This is a genomic window from Fodinicola acaciae, assembly GCF_010993745.1.
In the GTDB taxonomy this organism is placed as follows: Bacteria; Actinomycetota; Actinomycetes; order Mycobacteriales; family HKI-0501; genus Fodinicola; species Fodinicola acaciae.
This window is the reverse complement of sequence record NZ_WOTN01000001.1, coordinates 1,993,376-2,006,268: the sequence shown is the minus strand read 5'-3', so window position 1 is coordinate 2,006,268 and position 12,893 is coordinate 1,993,376. Positions and strand designations below refer to the sequence as shown.

The following is a 12,893-nucleotide window of genomic DNA, read 5'->3' as shown; positions in this document are numbered from 1 at the left end:
GCGGTGGGACGGATTTACGGCGTCAGGATGGCCCGGCCGCGGACCTTTCCGGCATCCAGGTCGGCGAGCGCGTCCAGCGCCGCGTCGAGCGGATATTTCTTGGTGTGCAGGGTGACCTTGCCGGCCTGCGCGAGCACCATCAGCTCGGCCAGGTCGTTGTACGTGCCGACCAGGTTGCCGACGATGCTGCGTTCGGTGGAGATGATGTCGATGGTCGGCACGTCGATGTTGCTGCCATAGCCGATCACGTAATGCGAGCCGTCGCGTCGCGTCATCGCGAATGCGTCCTGTTGTGCGCCTTGCTCCGCGACGAAGTCCAGCACCACTTCGGCGCCCTGGCCGTCGGTCAGATCCAGCACCGCGTCGACGTGTTTTCCGTCCGCCGCAACGGTTTCGTCCGCGCCAAGCTCGGCGGCCAACGCCAACGCGGCCGGATTGCGGTCGACGACGACGATCCGCGTCGCGGTCAGCGCGGCCAGCGACTGGATGCCGATGTGGCCGAGGCCGCCGGCGCCGTTGACGACGCAGGTCGTGCCGGGATAGAGCAACGGCACGGCTTTGCGTACGGCGTGATACGCGGTGATGCCGGCATCGGCCAGCGCGGCCACGTCTTCCGGCCCGGTGGCCGGATCCAGCTTGATGCAGGCACGCGCCGAGGTGAGCAGAAACTCGGCCATGCCGCCATCGGTGTTGATGCCGGGAAAAGAGCCGTTGAGGCAGTGCATGTCGTTGCCGGCACGACAGGCGTGGCACAGCCCGCAGGTCGGTGTCGGATGCAGGATGACGGTGTCGCCGACCGCGACGTTCGTCACGGCCGAGCCGATTTCGTGGACCCAGCCGGCGTTTTCGTGGCCGATCGTGTACGGCAGCGTCACGCCGGACTTTTCCGCCCACTGCTCCTCGATGATGTGCAGGTCCGTCCGGCACACGCCGGCGCCGCCGATTTTCACGACGACGTCGAAAGGTCCTTTGGCGGTCGGCTCCGGCACTTCTTCCACGACTGGCTGCTGGTGGTATTTGTGCAGTCGTACGGCCTTCATCCCGCGTCCTCCTGTCTGACAAGCCCGGGATAGCGCGCCGCGAGCATGCCGCGGCAGACCCCGGAGTTGGCGTCCTGACTGACCCGGGTTACCCGAGCGACGCCCAGATGACGCCGAAGTTTGTTGGCCGGTACGGCCCGGCCGTCGGCCGGATCGATGATCAGCGCGTCGGTGTCCGCGGCCGGCAAACCAAGTTCGCGCCGGCGATCCCGCAGACGCCGCGTTTCGACGGTGTCCGGCGCGTCTGCGAGCGTCAACTGGGCCAGCCGCGTCGCGTCGGCGCCGATTTGGCGGCACACTCGGTCGGTGCCGGCCAGCACGGCCTTGCGGAGGAAATCGGCGCGCAGGTCGTCGAGCTCGTCGACCGCCTCTCCGGCAAAGCTGGCAACGAAACCCGAGCGCGCGGCGACGCCGCCGTTGATCGCGTCGGCGGCGAAATGGTCCTCCAGCCGTATGTCCGTGTGCGTCACGCCGGGGACGGCGCTGACCGCGTCGTACGCGTCGGCGACCATCAGATAGGCGAAGTTCGGCGCGCAGAAGTAGGTCGGCAGCCGCAGCCTTACGACGGCCACGCCGTCGCTGACCTCGCAACGTGAAACGAAACCGAGGTCGGTCAGCGGCTCGGCCAGCTCCGGATCCTGCACGGTGGCCAGCGCCGACCAGACCGCCGCGCGGACGGCGGTCTGGCCGGCGGTCGTGGGGACAGCGCTCATGATGCCGGCGCCGGCTCCGCGACGGCCGGTTCGGGTTGCGCGGTCTTCGGGTCGAGCCGCAGCTCGGCGGGCACGTCGATGTCGTAGAGCCGAGCCGCGTTCAGGCCGAGGATTTTCTTCTTCTGCGCCACGGTGAGTTTGGCGTAGTCGCCGAACTCCTCGCCGTCGGGCATGTTCCAGTCGACGAAACCCTCGACCTGCCACTTGGGTTCCCAGATGGCGTAGTCGGCGCCGAAGATGAGCTTGTCCTCGCCCAGCCAGAACATCAGCTCACCCATCACCTTGGCGAAAAACCGCGGCCGCGCGTGCATCAGGCCGCCGACGACGACCGACAGGCCGGCGTAGACGTTCGGCTCCTGCGTTGCCATGAAACAGAAGTCCTCGATGCGGGGGAGCCCGACGTGCTCGACGATGAAGTTGAGCTCGGGGAAGTTGGTCGCCACGTAGTCCACGTCGGACACGTCGAAGGCGTCCTTGTCCAGCGGCCAGATCGTCGGTCCCTTGTGGACGTGGATGTTCTTCAGGCCGAGCTCCTGGCACTTTTCCAGGTATGTGGCGGCTTCCGGCGTCTTCAGGCTCCAGCCGCGCGAGTCGCCGTACCACTCGGCGGTGTAGAGCTTGACGCCCTTGCTGTTCCACCGCCTGGCGCGCTCCTCGAGCTGCTTGAGGCCCTCGTCGCCGTCGCGCGGATCCCAGTTGGTGTTGACCAGGAAATTCCCGGGATGCTTCTCGGCCAGCGCGCCGTTCGTCTCGGTGGTGTTGAAACCGTTGGCATACCACTGCCGCAGGTTGGTCGGCTGGAAGATCGCGACGTCGACGTGGCCGTCCTCGAAGACGTCCTTCATCATGCGTTCTTCTGAGTATTTCTGGAAATCCTGAATGGACCAGTGCGTCTCGGCCGGGCCGAGGCCCTGGTAGGCGTGGAAGCACTCGATCCAGCCCTTGGCGTAGTCCTCCTGGCCCTTCACCCAGTTTTCCGGGCTCGCGTCCCAGAAATGCGTGTGGCCGTCGACCACGAAGTACTTCTCACCGTCTTTTTCGTACACTACCTTCCCCTCCTCGGACTGGATCGAGTGCTGTTCGCCTAGGCGCGGGCGACGAGGTCGAAGTCGAGGTATTCGGCCGCGTCCTCGGGGTTGGCGAACATGATGGTGCGGTCGTCCTCGTGGATCATCCGGCCGTAGTGCGTGGACATGCTCTCCTCGAACTCGGCCGAGTCGAACCAGCCCTCCTCCTCACCAGCGGCCTCGTCGATTTCGGCGTAGACAACGTCCATCCGGCCGCGCGCGTCGACCCGGATCATCGAGGGCAGCGGCGTCACGGTGACGTTTTCCTTGTGCCGCATGACCTCCGCGACGATCGCGCCGACCTGGTTGTTCATCAGCGTGAAGCCGCACATGTTGGACGCGGTGTTGTCTTGTTTGTAGGCGTCGTTGGCGCCGTAAACCGTGGCGGTCACTGGCTCAGCTCCTTCGGGGCTTGCAGGTCGAGGTCGGACAGGATGCCGGTGAACCGGCTCTTGGCCCGGTCGAGGCCGTCCTCGAAGCGCGGCGGCTTGGCGTCGGGCTGCGACCACAGCGGCTGCAACGTACGCGCCGCGGAGATGGCCTTCGGCACCCAGTTGGACAGCCACTGCTGCAGCAGCTTCCGGTTGTGGCTGGCGAACTCCCGGTCGTCGACCAGCAGCCGGAACATCGCCTTGGTGTAGCGCAGGTCGCGCTCGGCGAAGTCGTACTCCTCGGCGCCGATCAGCGTCGGCGTGACGAAGTCGCCGTTGGACGGCGCCGCCTGCTGGACCAGGTTGCTGCGGAACAGCTCGCCGACCAGCGGCTCGAAAACGACGTTCGCGGCGAAGATCGCCTCGCACCAGTCCCAGATTCCGGTCAGCTGCTCGGAAACGTCGCGTACGCCCTGCCAGGCCGGGTCGGAGTTCCACACCTCCAGGTGTGCGCTGCCGTCGAAGCCGGCGATTTCCTCGCTCAGCGTCAGGTTGTAGAGCGCGAGATCCTGCGCGGCGCGGATCCGGTGCATGCTGTTCACCGAGATCGCGTTGTTGTGCATGTTGGTCGGCGCACGCCGGTTTGCGTTGGCATACAGGTAAAGACCAAGACCGTGGTCGACGTGCATCCACGCGCCGACGTGCTGCGCGACGAAGGAGACCCAGTTGGGGTTCCACTGCTCGAACGCCTTGGACTGCCTGGCCGCCTCGATGTTCTGCGTCAGCTGTCGTACGACGTTGGAGTTGTAGCGATAGAGGGTGAGCTCCCATTCCTCGTTGGGATCACGGAACTCGTGCCAGCCGTGCGCGGGCCATTCGTAACCCTGGCCGCCGGATCCGGGGCCTCGCTCGGGCTCCGGCCGGTCCGACCCCCACGCCTTCAGCGCCGTCCAGTCCAGCGGATAGCCGCCGCGGCCGTCGGAGAAGCCATACAACCAGCCCTGCGCGAGATAGTGCCGCGGGTCCGGCTGGACCTCGACGGTGACGTCCTCGTAGTGGCTCTGCTTGCGTTTGGCCGGCTTGAAATAGTTGTACGTCCGCGACGAGGAGTCCGGAAACACCTTGGCGCCGGCTTCCGCGTCGGTGAAGACAACCTTGGGTACGCTGCGTTCGGTCTGTTCTGTCGTTGTCATCGGCGTTCCTTTACTCGTCAGCGTCTCCGGTAGTGGTGAACTTGTCGTAGAAGATCCGCTTGTCGGCGACCCCGAGCGCCGGCAGCAGTTCCAGTGCCGCCTCGACCATCGGCGGCGGTCCGCACACGTACGCGTCCGCGCCACGCAGGTTGGTTTCCAGCCGTCTCACCACATCGGTGACCAGGCCGGTCTCACCCTCCCACCGGTCGTTGCCGTCCGGCTCGGAAAGCGCTGGCACGTAACGAAAGTTGGGCAACCGCTCGGCCAGCGCCGTCAGCTCAGCGTCGAAACACAGGTCCTTGCGTCCCCGTGCGCCGTAATAGAAGGTCGCCTTCCGGTCGATCCCGCGCTCGGCCATCGACCGCAGCAGCCCCAGAATCGGCGCCATGCCGGCTCCGCCGCCGATGAACAACAGGTCGGCGTCCGGAGCGTCCCGCAGGGTGAAGACGCCGAACGGTCCGGTCAGCTCCAGTTGGTCGCCGACGGCCAGTTCCTCGTCCAGGAACGAGGAGAACAGGCCGCCGGGATAGATCCGGATGACGAACTCCAGGTTTCCCGCGCTGGGCACGTTGGCCATCGAGAACGACCGGGTCGCCTCGTGTCCGGGCACCGCGAAATCCATGTACTGGCCCGGAAAGAACTTCAGCGAACTGGGTTCGAGCAGCTTCACGACCAGGTGCACCATGTCGTGCGTGACGCGGTCCTTGGAGACCACCTCGACGGTGGCCTGCTCGATCGGCAGCCCCGACTTGATCATGTCCTCGTCGTAGTTGAGCAGCTCGATGGTCAGGTCCTCGTACGCGTGGGCGCGGCACAACAGCGTGAAGCCCTCGTCCTTTTCGAAGTCGGGCAAGGCAAAGGTCGAATAGCGGTCGTGCTCGACGTCGTCGCCGTCGAGGATGAACGACTTGCAGGCCGCGCACTGCCCTTCTTTGCAGCCGTGCATCAGCATGATTCCCTGTTCGGCGGCGCCGCGCAGGATCGTCTGGTCCTCGTCGACCTCGATCTCGATGCCGACCGGCTCGAACCGGACCCGGTGTTTGTCACCCATCGCATCCCCTCTCGGCGGAACGGACGGCCGGCGGTTTTCCCTGCACCGCCGGCCATCCCAGCTACGTCAGCGCGGTCGGGGGATCAGTTGGCGGCCGGGGCCGGACGGCCGGCCGGGCCCTGTCGGTTGTAGTCGGCGACGAACGCGGCGCGCTCGGCGTCGCTCATTTGGTTGAGCAACACGTTCGGCGACTGGACCTCGGGCATCCGGCGCAGGTGGTCCAGCGTCCACATCTTCTTCGGGTCGAGGTCGAGGTGCGGCTGCGCGACCATGGTCTTGCCGTCGTCGCGTACGAACCCCATGTCCTTGACGATGTCGGCCCAGTTCCAGCCGTGGTAAAGGGTTTCCCACTCGCGGGCCCCGATCAGCTGGCCCATGTTGGGGGTCTGCCGGCCCTGGTACGTCGGCCGGAACGCCTCGGCGTCGGTCCACCGGCAGGCCTCGTGACAGTAGGTTCGCCACTGGCCGTCGACCTGGTCGACGACCATGTCCTCGCGCACCAGACACGGCACCATGCAGGTCCAACAACGGTGCGGATAAACGTAATCGACGTTTTCCGCGACGATCGGATGGTGACCGTTGGGCACCGACAGGCGGGCGTAGTTTTCCCACCACTTGCCGTATCGGTCATACCAGCCCGGATACTTGTGCTCGAACCACTCGAAGTCCTTGTCGGTCATCGGGTCGATCCGCCAGTAGTTGGCGAGCCAGCCGGTGGCGAAGAACTGCGCGACCTCGTGCACGTAGCCCTTGTTCCAGATCTGGTTCCAGGCTTCCTCGATCAGGTCGTGCGGGATCACCAGACCGTATTTCTCCAGCGGCACGAGATAGCTGCGGTAGTAGTCGTCGTAGATCCACCGACGCCACATTTCCGCGTAGCTTTCCCGATCCTTGCGGCGGTCCTTGGTGCCGTACTCGATGAACGTGCCGATCGCCGCGTCCACCACGCGGTGGTTGTTCCACCAGGCGTAGCGAAGATCGCGCTCGAGCAGCTGGTGGTTGCTCTCGTCCGACAGCGCCATCAGCAAGGTCGCGTAACCGTTAGAAATGTGTCGCGACTCGTCGGACTGTACGGAGTGGAAAACGGTGGGGAGCAGGTAGTCGCCGTTGGCCGCGGCCTCGGCCGGCATCGCGACGAAAAGCGTGTTGGTGAACGCGGTTTCCGCGACGATCGTCAGATAGATCGACGCCGCGGTGATCGCGTCACCGGTGATGAAGCCTTCCGCGAACTGGCGGCCGATGGTGCCGCAGTAGTCGTTCTGGAAGTTACGCAGGCTGCTGTTGAACCCGGCCGGGTCGATGTAGTTGTTCATGTAGAGACGCTTGAGGTTCTGCTGGATCGTCGAGTGCCGGACCTCGTCGATCATCTGGATCGCCTGGCCGTTGTGCAGCTCGGGGTTGGGCACCGTACGGAACAGCAGTGGCATCGCCCGCGCGGCGGAGATCTCCGGCAGCGGAATGATGCTCAGGAACAACTTCTGCCATTCCAGCCAGCGCTCCTGCACCTGCCGGAACATGTTGCCGCGGATGGCGCCGTCCTCCGCGCCGTAGACGCGGTGGTCTTTTTCCTCCTGCATCGGGAAGTACGACCGCAGGACCTGCTTGAGTGGGTCCTTTTTCTTGGCTTTCTGGAACGTGTAGTCCGTCCCGTAGTGCGAGACCGGCTGGTGATAGGCCGGTTCCCAGGACAGTTCCTGGATTTTCTGGTGGGCTCGTGCCACGCTCTGGCGGCTCATGATCACTCCTTACCCGCCGATCGCCGGCGGCGCGTGCGTTCCGCCAGCCCGGAAGACATCGTCGGTTGGCCGGCACCGAGGATGGGGCTGAAGGGCTCGGTCCCTACGCCGCCGATTACATCCCGTACGCGGTGTGTCGCAAGTCTCAATATGAGACAGAGCGGATCAGTCGAGCATTCTGGCGCGCAGCTCGGCGAGCTGGTCACGGGTCGCGTCGGTCGTCCGGCGGTCGCCTTCGACGGTCGGCGTGATTCCCATGCACCGCAGCAGGGCCGCCGCCGGTTCTCCCGGATCGCCACCGGCGCCGAGGGTCGGCTGGAAACCCTGGTCGACCAGGTGTTGGAAAACCAGGTTCACGATTGTCCAATGGTTGTACGTGTCAGACATTCCCAGCCCTCCTGGCAGTAGTGCGCAGGCGTCAGGACCCGTACGGTCAAAGGGGAGTCCCTGGGACCCATGACACAACCGGCGATCCGGCCCAGCTGTCTCAATTTGAGACACCACGCACGGTCCGGCAGCCCTAACCTTGTGCCCCAGGACACACCCTGCGGTGCCCGCGATAGGCCGTCGCGGGCAGCGGTAGGAGGTCTTCGTGGAGGATGCCCGCAACACCCTGGAAGTGGTCGCGCCAGACGATCCCGCACTGGCGCGTGCGCGGCTGCGATTCCTGACCGCCGAACCGTTCGAGCGTTCCCGCGTACGGCTGCCGATCCTCGCCTCCTGGAACCGGTCGGTCGAGTTCCGCGTGCCGGCCGACCGGCTGGCCGTGCCGTACGTCCGCGACAAGGACGTCGACACCCCGCTGGTCAGGGCCGCCGAGCCGGTGCTGGAGCGGCTCGCCGAGCAGCTGGACGGCCAGCCGATCAGCATCATCCTGACCGACCCGACCGGCATCGTGCTGACGCAGCGCACCGGCGATCCGGACCTGCACCGGCATCTGGAGCGGGTCGAGCTGGTGCCGGGTTTCAGCTACGGCGAGAAGTTCGTCGGCACCAACGGGATCGGCACCGCGTTGGAGGATGGCCAGCCGACCCATGTCTTCGGCCACGAGCATTATGCGGAAAACCTGGAGAACCTGGCCTGTGCCGGGGCGCCGATCACGCATCCGATCTCCGGCAAGGTGATCGGCGCGGTCGACCTGACCTGCTGGAGCCGGGACGCCGGTCCGCTGATGGTGGCGCTGGCCAAGACCACCGCTGAGCAGATCCGCCAGGCCGTCCGCAGCAACACCCGCGAGCTCGCGCTTTTCGAGGCATACCTGCGCACCTGCCGGCGTACGACCGGGATCGTGATGGCCTTCAACGAGGAAGTCGTGATGGCCAACGACGCCGCGCGCCGGCTGCTCGCGCCGGCCGACCAGTCGATGCTGCTCGGCCAGGTCACCCACGCGCTGAGCGACCGGCGGCCGGCGGTCAGCGTGGTCGCGCTGCCGACCGGCGGCCGCGTACGCCTGCAGACCCGACCGGTGCCGGGGCCGCGCTACGACGAGGTCGCCGGTGTGGTCGTCAGCGCGAAGCTGGTCGAGACCGACGAGGAGCGTACCGAGTCGCCGGCGGTGCAGCTGCCGGTCTTCCTGCCAGGCGTGGTCGGCTCCGCGCCGCAGTGGCTGCGCTGTTGTCACGACGTCGACGCGTCGTACGGGCGCGGCGAGTGGCTGGTGTTGGCGGGGGAGGCGGGTGTTGGCAAATACACGCTGGCTCGCTGCGTCCACCAGCGCCGGTCGCCGACCGGCCGCATGCACACGCTCGACGCGCTGGACGCCGACTTCGGCGAGTGCGTACGCCGTGACCTGCTCGACGATCCGGTGGACGCGCTGGTGATCCGGCACGTGGACCGGTTGTCCGCCGGCGCGACAGCGTCTTTGGTGAGTCTGCTGCGCAAAGTCGACGGCTCCGGCACCTGGATCGCGGTCACGATGTCCGACGACACCGACAGCTTGTCCGAGCTCATCTCGCTCTTTCCGCGTACGGTCCGGGTGCCGCCGCTGCGCCGCCACGTCGAGGACATGACGCAGCTGATCCCGCTGTTCCTCAACCGGCTCTCGCCGCGCGGCCAGCTGCGTTGTTCGCCGGCCGCGATGCACCTGCTGATGCGCGCCAACTGGGACGGCAACGCGACCGAGCTCCACCAGGTGTTGAAGCAGGTCGCCCAGCACCGGCGCACCGGCATCATCCGGCCGGCGGACCTGCCGACCGAATACCGTACGGTCAATCGCCGGCAGCTCAACCGGATCGAGTCGATGGAGCGCGACGCGATCGTCGACAGCCTCGACGACGCCGGCGGCAACAAGGTGCGGGCGGCGCAGCTGCTCGGCATGTCGCGCGCGACGCTCTACCGGAAGATCCACGAGTACGGCATCGTCACGCCGGACAGGTAAAAGCGGCTTTCCTTCCGGCGCGGAAAATGACAGCGTGGCGGCATGTCCACCGTCACCGAAGCCACCGGCACGGCGTCGCGGCTGGCGTTCCGGCGGTGGCTGACCGGAAACCAGCTCGCCGCGCTGCCGCCGGCGATGGCGCCGCTCGCGTTTTCGCTGGCCACGGTGACGATGGCCGGCGGGTCGCGGGTCGGTGCCGCGATGGTGATGGCGATGACCGGCTGTCAGGTGGTCTTCGCCGTGCCACTCGGCCGGCTCGGTGACCGGATCGGCGCTGGCCGCTTCCTGCGCTGGATCCTGGTGCTGCGCGCGGTCGTCATCGCGGTTTTGGCTGTGGCGATCGTCCTGCGTACGGGTCCGGTCGTGGTGATTGTGATCGCGGCTTTTGGCGGCCTGGCCAACGGCGCGATCTCCGGCGCACTTCGGTCGCAGCTCAGCGATCTCGTGCCGACGAGCCGGATGGCCAGGGCCGTGGCGCTCGCCGCGACCGCCAACGAGCTGGTCTTCGTGGCCGGTCCGGTGCTCGCCGCGGTGTTGGCCGCCGCGGTGCCGGTCCTCGGCGTCGCCGTGATGGCGGCGGCGTCATTGTTCTCCGCGGCGTTGGTGCCGCTGGCCGGCGCGCCGCGACCGCGGTCGAAGGCGCACGACCGTACGCCCATCGAGCGGATTTTCCTGCTGTGGATGGCGTTCGCGGTCGCCGCCAGCCTGGCCGTCGCGCTGGTCGAGGTCGGTGCGGTGACCCTCACACTGCGGCTGGGGTTGGCTCCGGCGTACGCGGTCGTCTTCACGGTCGCGTTGTGCGTGTCGTCGGTGACCGGTGGCGCGCTGATCACCTGGCACGGCAGGCCGATCCGGCCGTGGCTCGTACTGGCCATGATTGGCGCGACGTTCGCCGGAGTCGTCGCGGTCGGCCTCGCGCCAGCGGTGTGGGTCGCTGTCGTCGGCGCCGTCCTGATCGGACTTTGCCTGGCTCCGCTGGCGACGTATTACTCGCTGCGCGCCGAGGAGGCGCTGCCGGTGCACCGCCGTGCGGAAGGCTTCTCGTGGCTGCGGACGATGACCGGACTCGGCGTCGCTATCGCGTCGCTGCTGATCTCCGTGCTGCCGTTCGCGGTCGCCGGCGTGGTCGTCGCGGTCGCGGTCACCACGGTTTTTGTGACCTTCATCCCATTTGTACGCAGGCGCTCTCTAGAACCCGGCTCTAGTATTCGGCCCGCGCCGTAGGTTACCTTCAGTAGGTAACGTCCACCTGCTCTGAGGGGATGAGGCCAGCATGTCGGTCGAACACGTGGATGTGCTGATCGTCGGTGCGGGTTTGTCCGGGATCGGAGCCGCCAGCCACCTCCAGGACGAATGTCCCGGCCGGACGTTCACGATCCTGGAGGCGCGCGACGCGATCGGCGGGACGTGGGACCTGTTCCGCTATCCGGGCGTACGGTCCGACTCCGACATGTTCACCCTCGGCTATTCGTTCCGGCCGTGGAAGCAGGCGAAGTCCATCGCCGACGGACCGTCGATCCGATCGTACGTGCGCGCCACCGCGGCCGAGCGCGGCATCACCGAGAAGATCCGCTTTCACCACAAGGTCGTCCGGGCCGACTGGTCGTCGGCCGACGCTCGCTGGCTGGTCGACGCCGAGCGTACGGACACCGGCGAGGTCGTGCGGCTCAGCTGTGACTTCCTGTTTTCCTGCTCCGGCTACTACAACTACGACCAGGGCTACACGCCCGACTTTCCCGGCGTCGACGACTTCGCCGGCGAGATCGTGCATCCGCAATTCTGGCCGGAGGATCTGGACTACACCGGCAAGCGGGTCGTGGTGATCGGCAGCGGCGCCACCGCGGTGACGCTGGTGCCGTCGATGGCCGAGAAAGCCGCGAAAGTCACGATGTTGCAGCGCTCGCCGTCGTATCTGCTGACGCTGCCGTCGACCGACTGGCTGGCTGACAAGATCATCGGCCGGCTGCCGGACAGCTTCGTCTATCCGGCCGTACGCTGGCAGAACGTGGCGAAGGCGATGCTCGCGTACAACGTCAGCCAGCGCGCGCCGGAGTTCGCGAAGAAGCTGTTGCGCAAGGGCGTCGTCGCGCAACTGCCGGACGGTTTCGACGTCGACAAACACTTCTCGCCGGCATACAAGCCGTGGGACCAGCGGATGTGTTTCGTGCCGGACGGCGACTTCTTCCGGGCCGTACGCGACGGCAAGGCCGACATCGCCACCGACACGATCGACACGTTCACCAGGACCGGCATCCGGTTGAGCAGTGGGGAGGAGCTGCCGGCCGACATCGTGGTGACCGCCACCGGTCTCAACCTGCTCGGCATCGGCGGCGTACAGCTGACGCTCGACGGCGAGCCGGTGGAGCTCGGCAAAACCATTGCGTACAAAGGGATGATGCTTTCCGGCGTGCCGAACTTCGCGCTCACCGTCGGCTATACCAACGCGTCGTGGACGTTGAAGGCCGACCTGGTCGCGCACTATGTGTGCCGGCTGCTCAACCACCTGGACCGACACGGATATCGCGTTTGTACGCCGCGCGCGCCGGCGACCGATGAGCTGGTGCCGCTGATCGACCTGAAGTCCGGCTATGTGAAGCGGAGCGCGCACCTGCTGCCGAAGCAGGGGCCGGTCGCTCCTTGGCGGCTCTATCAGAACTACGTACGCGACCGGATCATGCTTCGACACGGTTCGCTGGCCGACGCGGGGATGCGTTTCAGCCGCGCGCCGCTGCGGAAACCGGCTGCAGTGTCCTGAGCGCGTTTGACCAGGCGATGAGCTGGTCGAGCATCTCGGTCAGATCCCTGTCGCCGCTGGGCCGCCAGTTTTCCGGATCTACGAACAGATCCCGGTCGGTGTGCTTGGACAGCGCGACCTGGGTGCGTACCGTCGCGACCTTCATCTCGGCCAGGATCAGCCGCAACTGCTCGACCGCGCGCATGCCGCCGTAGGCGCCATAGCCGACGAAGCCGGCCGCCTTGTCGTTCCACTCGGCGTACAGGAAGTCGATCGCGTTCTTCAGTGCGGCCGGAAACGAGTGGTTGTATTCCGGCGTCACGAAGACGTATCCGTCGAAGCCGTCGATCGCCGCGGCCCACCGCTTGGTGTGCTCGTTGCGATAGTCGCCGGTCATCGCCGGCGCCGGCTCGTCGAGCATCGGCAGGCCGTACGCGCCGATGTCGACCAGTTCGAACTCCGCGTCGTGGTGCCGCTTGGCCACCTCGGCGACCCAGCGCGCCACGATCTCCGCGCGGCGGCCCGGTCGCGTACTGCCGAGCACGATCGCTATGCGTGTCATGCGTTCTCCTCTCACGCCCTCGATCGTACAGCGGGCGTTGTAATGGGTA

12 protein-coding genes are annotated in these 12,893 nt (G+C 66.6%); 3 read left to right on the top strand and 9 right to left on the bottom strand.

Annotation, left to right across the window (positions count from 1 at the left end):
- Positions 1-14: 14 nt before the first annotated feature.
- The 8 genes from GNX95_RS09355 to GNX95_RS09320 form a co-directional block, all read right to left on the bottom strand.
- Complete coding sequence (locus tag GNX95_RS09355) at positions 15-1,040, bottom strand: NAD(P)-dependent alcohol dehydrogenase (RefSeq protein ID WP_163506714.1); 1,026 nt, start codon at positions 1,038-1,040, stop codon at positions 15-17.
- On the bottom strand, positions 1,037-1,753 hold the full coding sequence (locus tag GNX95_RS09350) for an iron-sulfur cluster assembly protein (protein ID WP_163506713.1): 717 nt from the start codon (positions 1,751-1,753) through the stop codon (positions 1,037-1,039). Before GNX95_RS09350 ends, GNX95_RS09355 begins: the two co-directional genes overlap by 4 nt.
- Entirely contained in the window at positions 1,750-2,799 is a 1,050-nt protein-coding gene (locus tag GNX95_RS09345; RefSeq protein ID WP_163506712.1) for an amidohydrolase family protein, read from the bottom strand. Before GNX95_RS09345 ends, GNX95_RS09350 begins: the two co-directional genes overlap by 4 nt.
- A gap of 38 nt (positions 2,800-2,837) precedes the next feature.
- Positions 2,838-3,152: a propane 2-monooxygenase effector subunit MimD gene (mimD, locus tag GNX95_RS09340; RefSeq protein WP_163507943.1), complete on the bottom strand. Its 315-nt coding sequence runs from the start codon at positions 3,150-3,152 to the stop codon at positions 2,838-2,840.
- Between the two features lie 56 nt (positions 3,153-3,208).
- On the bottom strand, positions 3,209-4,384 hold the full coding sequence (locus GNX95_RS09335) for a ferritin family protein (RefSeq protein ID WP_163506711.1): 1,176 nt from the start codon (positions 4,382-4,384) through the stop codon (positions 3,209-3,211).
- 10 nt (positions 4,385-4,394) lie between these two features.
- Positions 4,395-5,435 (bottom strand): NADH:ubiquinone reductase (Na(+)-transporting) subunit F, encoded by a 1,041-nt coding sequence (locus tag GNX95_RS09330; RefSeq protein ID WP_163506710.1) that lies wholly within the window; start codon positions 5,433-5,435, stop codon positions 4,395-4,397.
- A gap of 83 nt (positions 5,436-5,518) precedes the next feature.
- On the bottom strand, positions 5,519-7,171 hold the full coding sequence (locus tag GNX95_RS09325) for a ferritin family protein (protein WP_187369611.1): 1,653 nt from the start codon (positions 7,169-7,171) through the stop codon (positions 5,519-5,521).
- Between the two features lie 165 nt (positions 7,172-7,336).
- Entirely contained in the window at positions 7,337-7,558 is a 222-nt protein-coding gene (locus GNX95_RS09320; RefSeq protein ID WP_163506709.1) for a hypothetical protein, read from the bottom strand.
- A 205-nt stretch (positions 7,559-7,763) separates the two neighbouring features.
- Between GNX95_RS09320 and GNX95_RS09315 the strand changes: the two genes are divergently transcribed.
- The 3 genes from GNX95_RS09315 to GNX95_RS09305 are packed head-to-tail and all read left to right on the top strand — an operon-like array spanning position 7,764 to position 12,303.
- Complete coding sequence (locus GNX95_RS09315) at positions 7,764-9,548, top strand: sigma-54-dependent Fis family transcriptional regulator (RefSeq protein WP_222853476.1); 1,785 nt, start codon at positions 7,764-7,766, stop codon at positions 9,546-9,548.
- A 42-nt stretch (positions 9,549-9,590) separates the two neighbouring features.
- Positions 9,591-10,772 carry an MFS transporter gene (locus GNX95_RS09310; RefSeq protein ID WP_163506708.1) on the top strand — a complete coding sequence of 394 codons (1,182 nt, stop codon included), beginning with the start codon at positions 9,591-9,593 and terminating at the stop codon, positions 10,770-10,772.
- A gap of 49 nt (positions 10,773-10,821) precedes the next feature.
- Complete coding sequence (locus GNX95_RS09305; protein WP_163506707.1) at positions 10,822-12,303, top strand: flavin-containing monooxygenase; 1,482 nt, start codon at positions 10,822-10,824, stop codon at positions 12,301-12,303.
- Here GNX95_RS09305 and GNX95_RS09300 read toward each other — a convergent pair.
- A complete protein-coding gene (locus tag GNX95_RS09300; protein ID WP_163506706.1) occupies positions 12,263-12,844 on the bottom strand; it encodes an NADPH-dependent FMN reductase in 582 nt (193 codons plus the stop codon). The genes GNX95_RS09305 and GNX95_RS09300 overlap by 41 nt on opposite strands.
- Positions 12,845-12,893: the final 49 nt, after the last annotated feature.

Excerpts from the sequence above, each read along its gene's own strand:
- GNX95_RS09355 (WP_163506714.1), bottom strand. The coding sequence starts at position 1,040 with ATGAAGGCCGTACGACTGCACAAATACCACCAGCAGCCAGTCGTGGAA.
- GNX95_RS09350 (WP_163506713.1), bottom strand. The coding sequence starts at position 1,753 with ATGAGCGCTGTCCCCACGACCGCCGGCCAGACCGCCGTCCGCGCGGCG.
- mimD (WP_163507943.1), bottom strand. The coding sequence starts at position 3,152 with ATGTGCGGCTTCACGCTGATGAACAACCAGGTCGGCGCGATCGTCGCG.
- GNX95_RS09335 (WP_163506711.1), bottom strand. The coding sequence starts at position 4,384 with ATGACAACGACAGAACAGACCGAACGCAGCGTACCCAAGGTTGTCTTC.
- GNX95_RS09330 (WP_163506710.1), bottom strand. The coding sequence starts at position 5,435 with ATGGGTGACAAACACCGGGTCCGGTTCGAGCCGGTCGGCATCGAGATC.
- GNX95_RS09325 (WP_187369611.1), bottom strand. The coding sequence starts at position 7,171 with ATGAGCCGCCAGAGCGTGGCACGAGCCCACCAGAAAATCCAGGAACTG.
- GNX95_RS09320 (WP_163506709.1), bottom strand. The coding sequence starts at position 7,558 with ATGTCTGACACGTACAACCATTGGACAATCGTGAACCTGGTTTTCCAA.
- GNX95_RS09310 (WP_163506708.1), top strand. The coding sequence starts at position 9,591 with ATGTCCACCGTCACCGAAGCCACCGGCACGGCGTCGCGGCTGGCGTTC.
- GNX95_RS09305 (WP_163506707.1), top strand. The coding sequence starts at position 10,822 with ATGTCGGTCGAACACGTGGATGTGCTGATCGTCGGTGCGGGTTTGTCC.
- GNX95_RS09300 (WP_163506706.1), bottom strand. The coding sequence starts at position 12,844 with ATGACACGCATAGCGATCGTGCTCGGCAGTACGCGACCGGGCCGCCGC.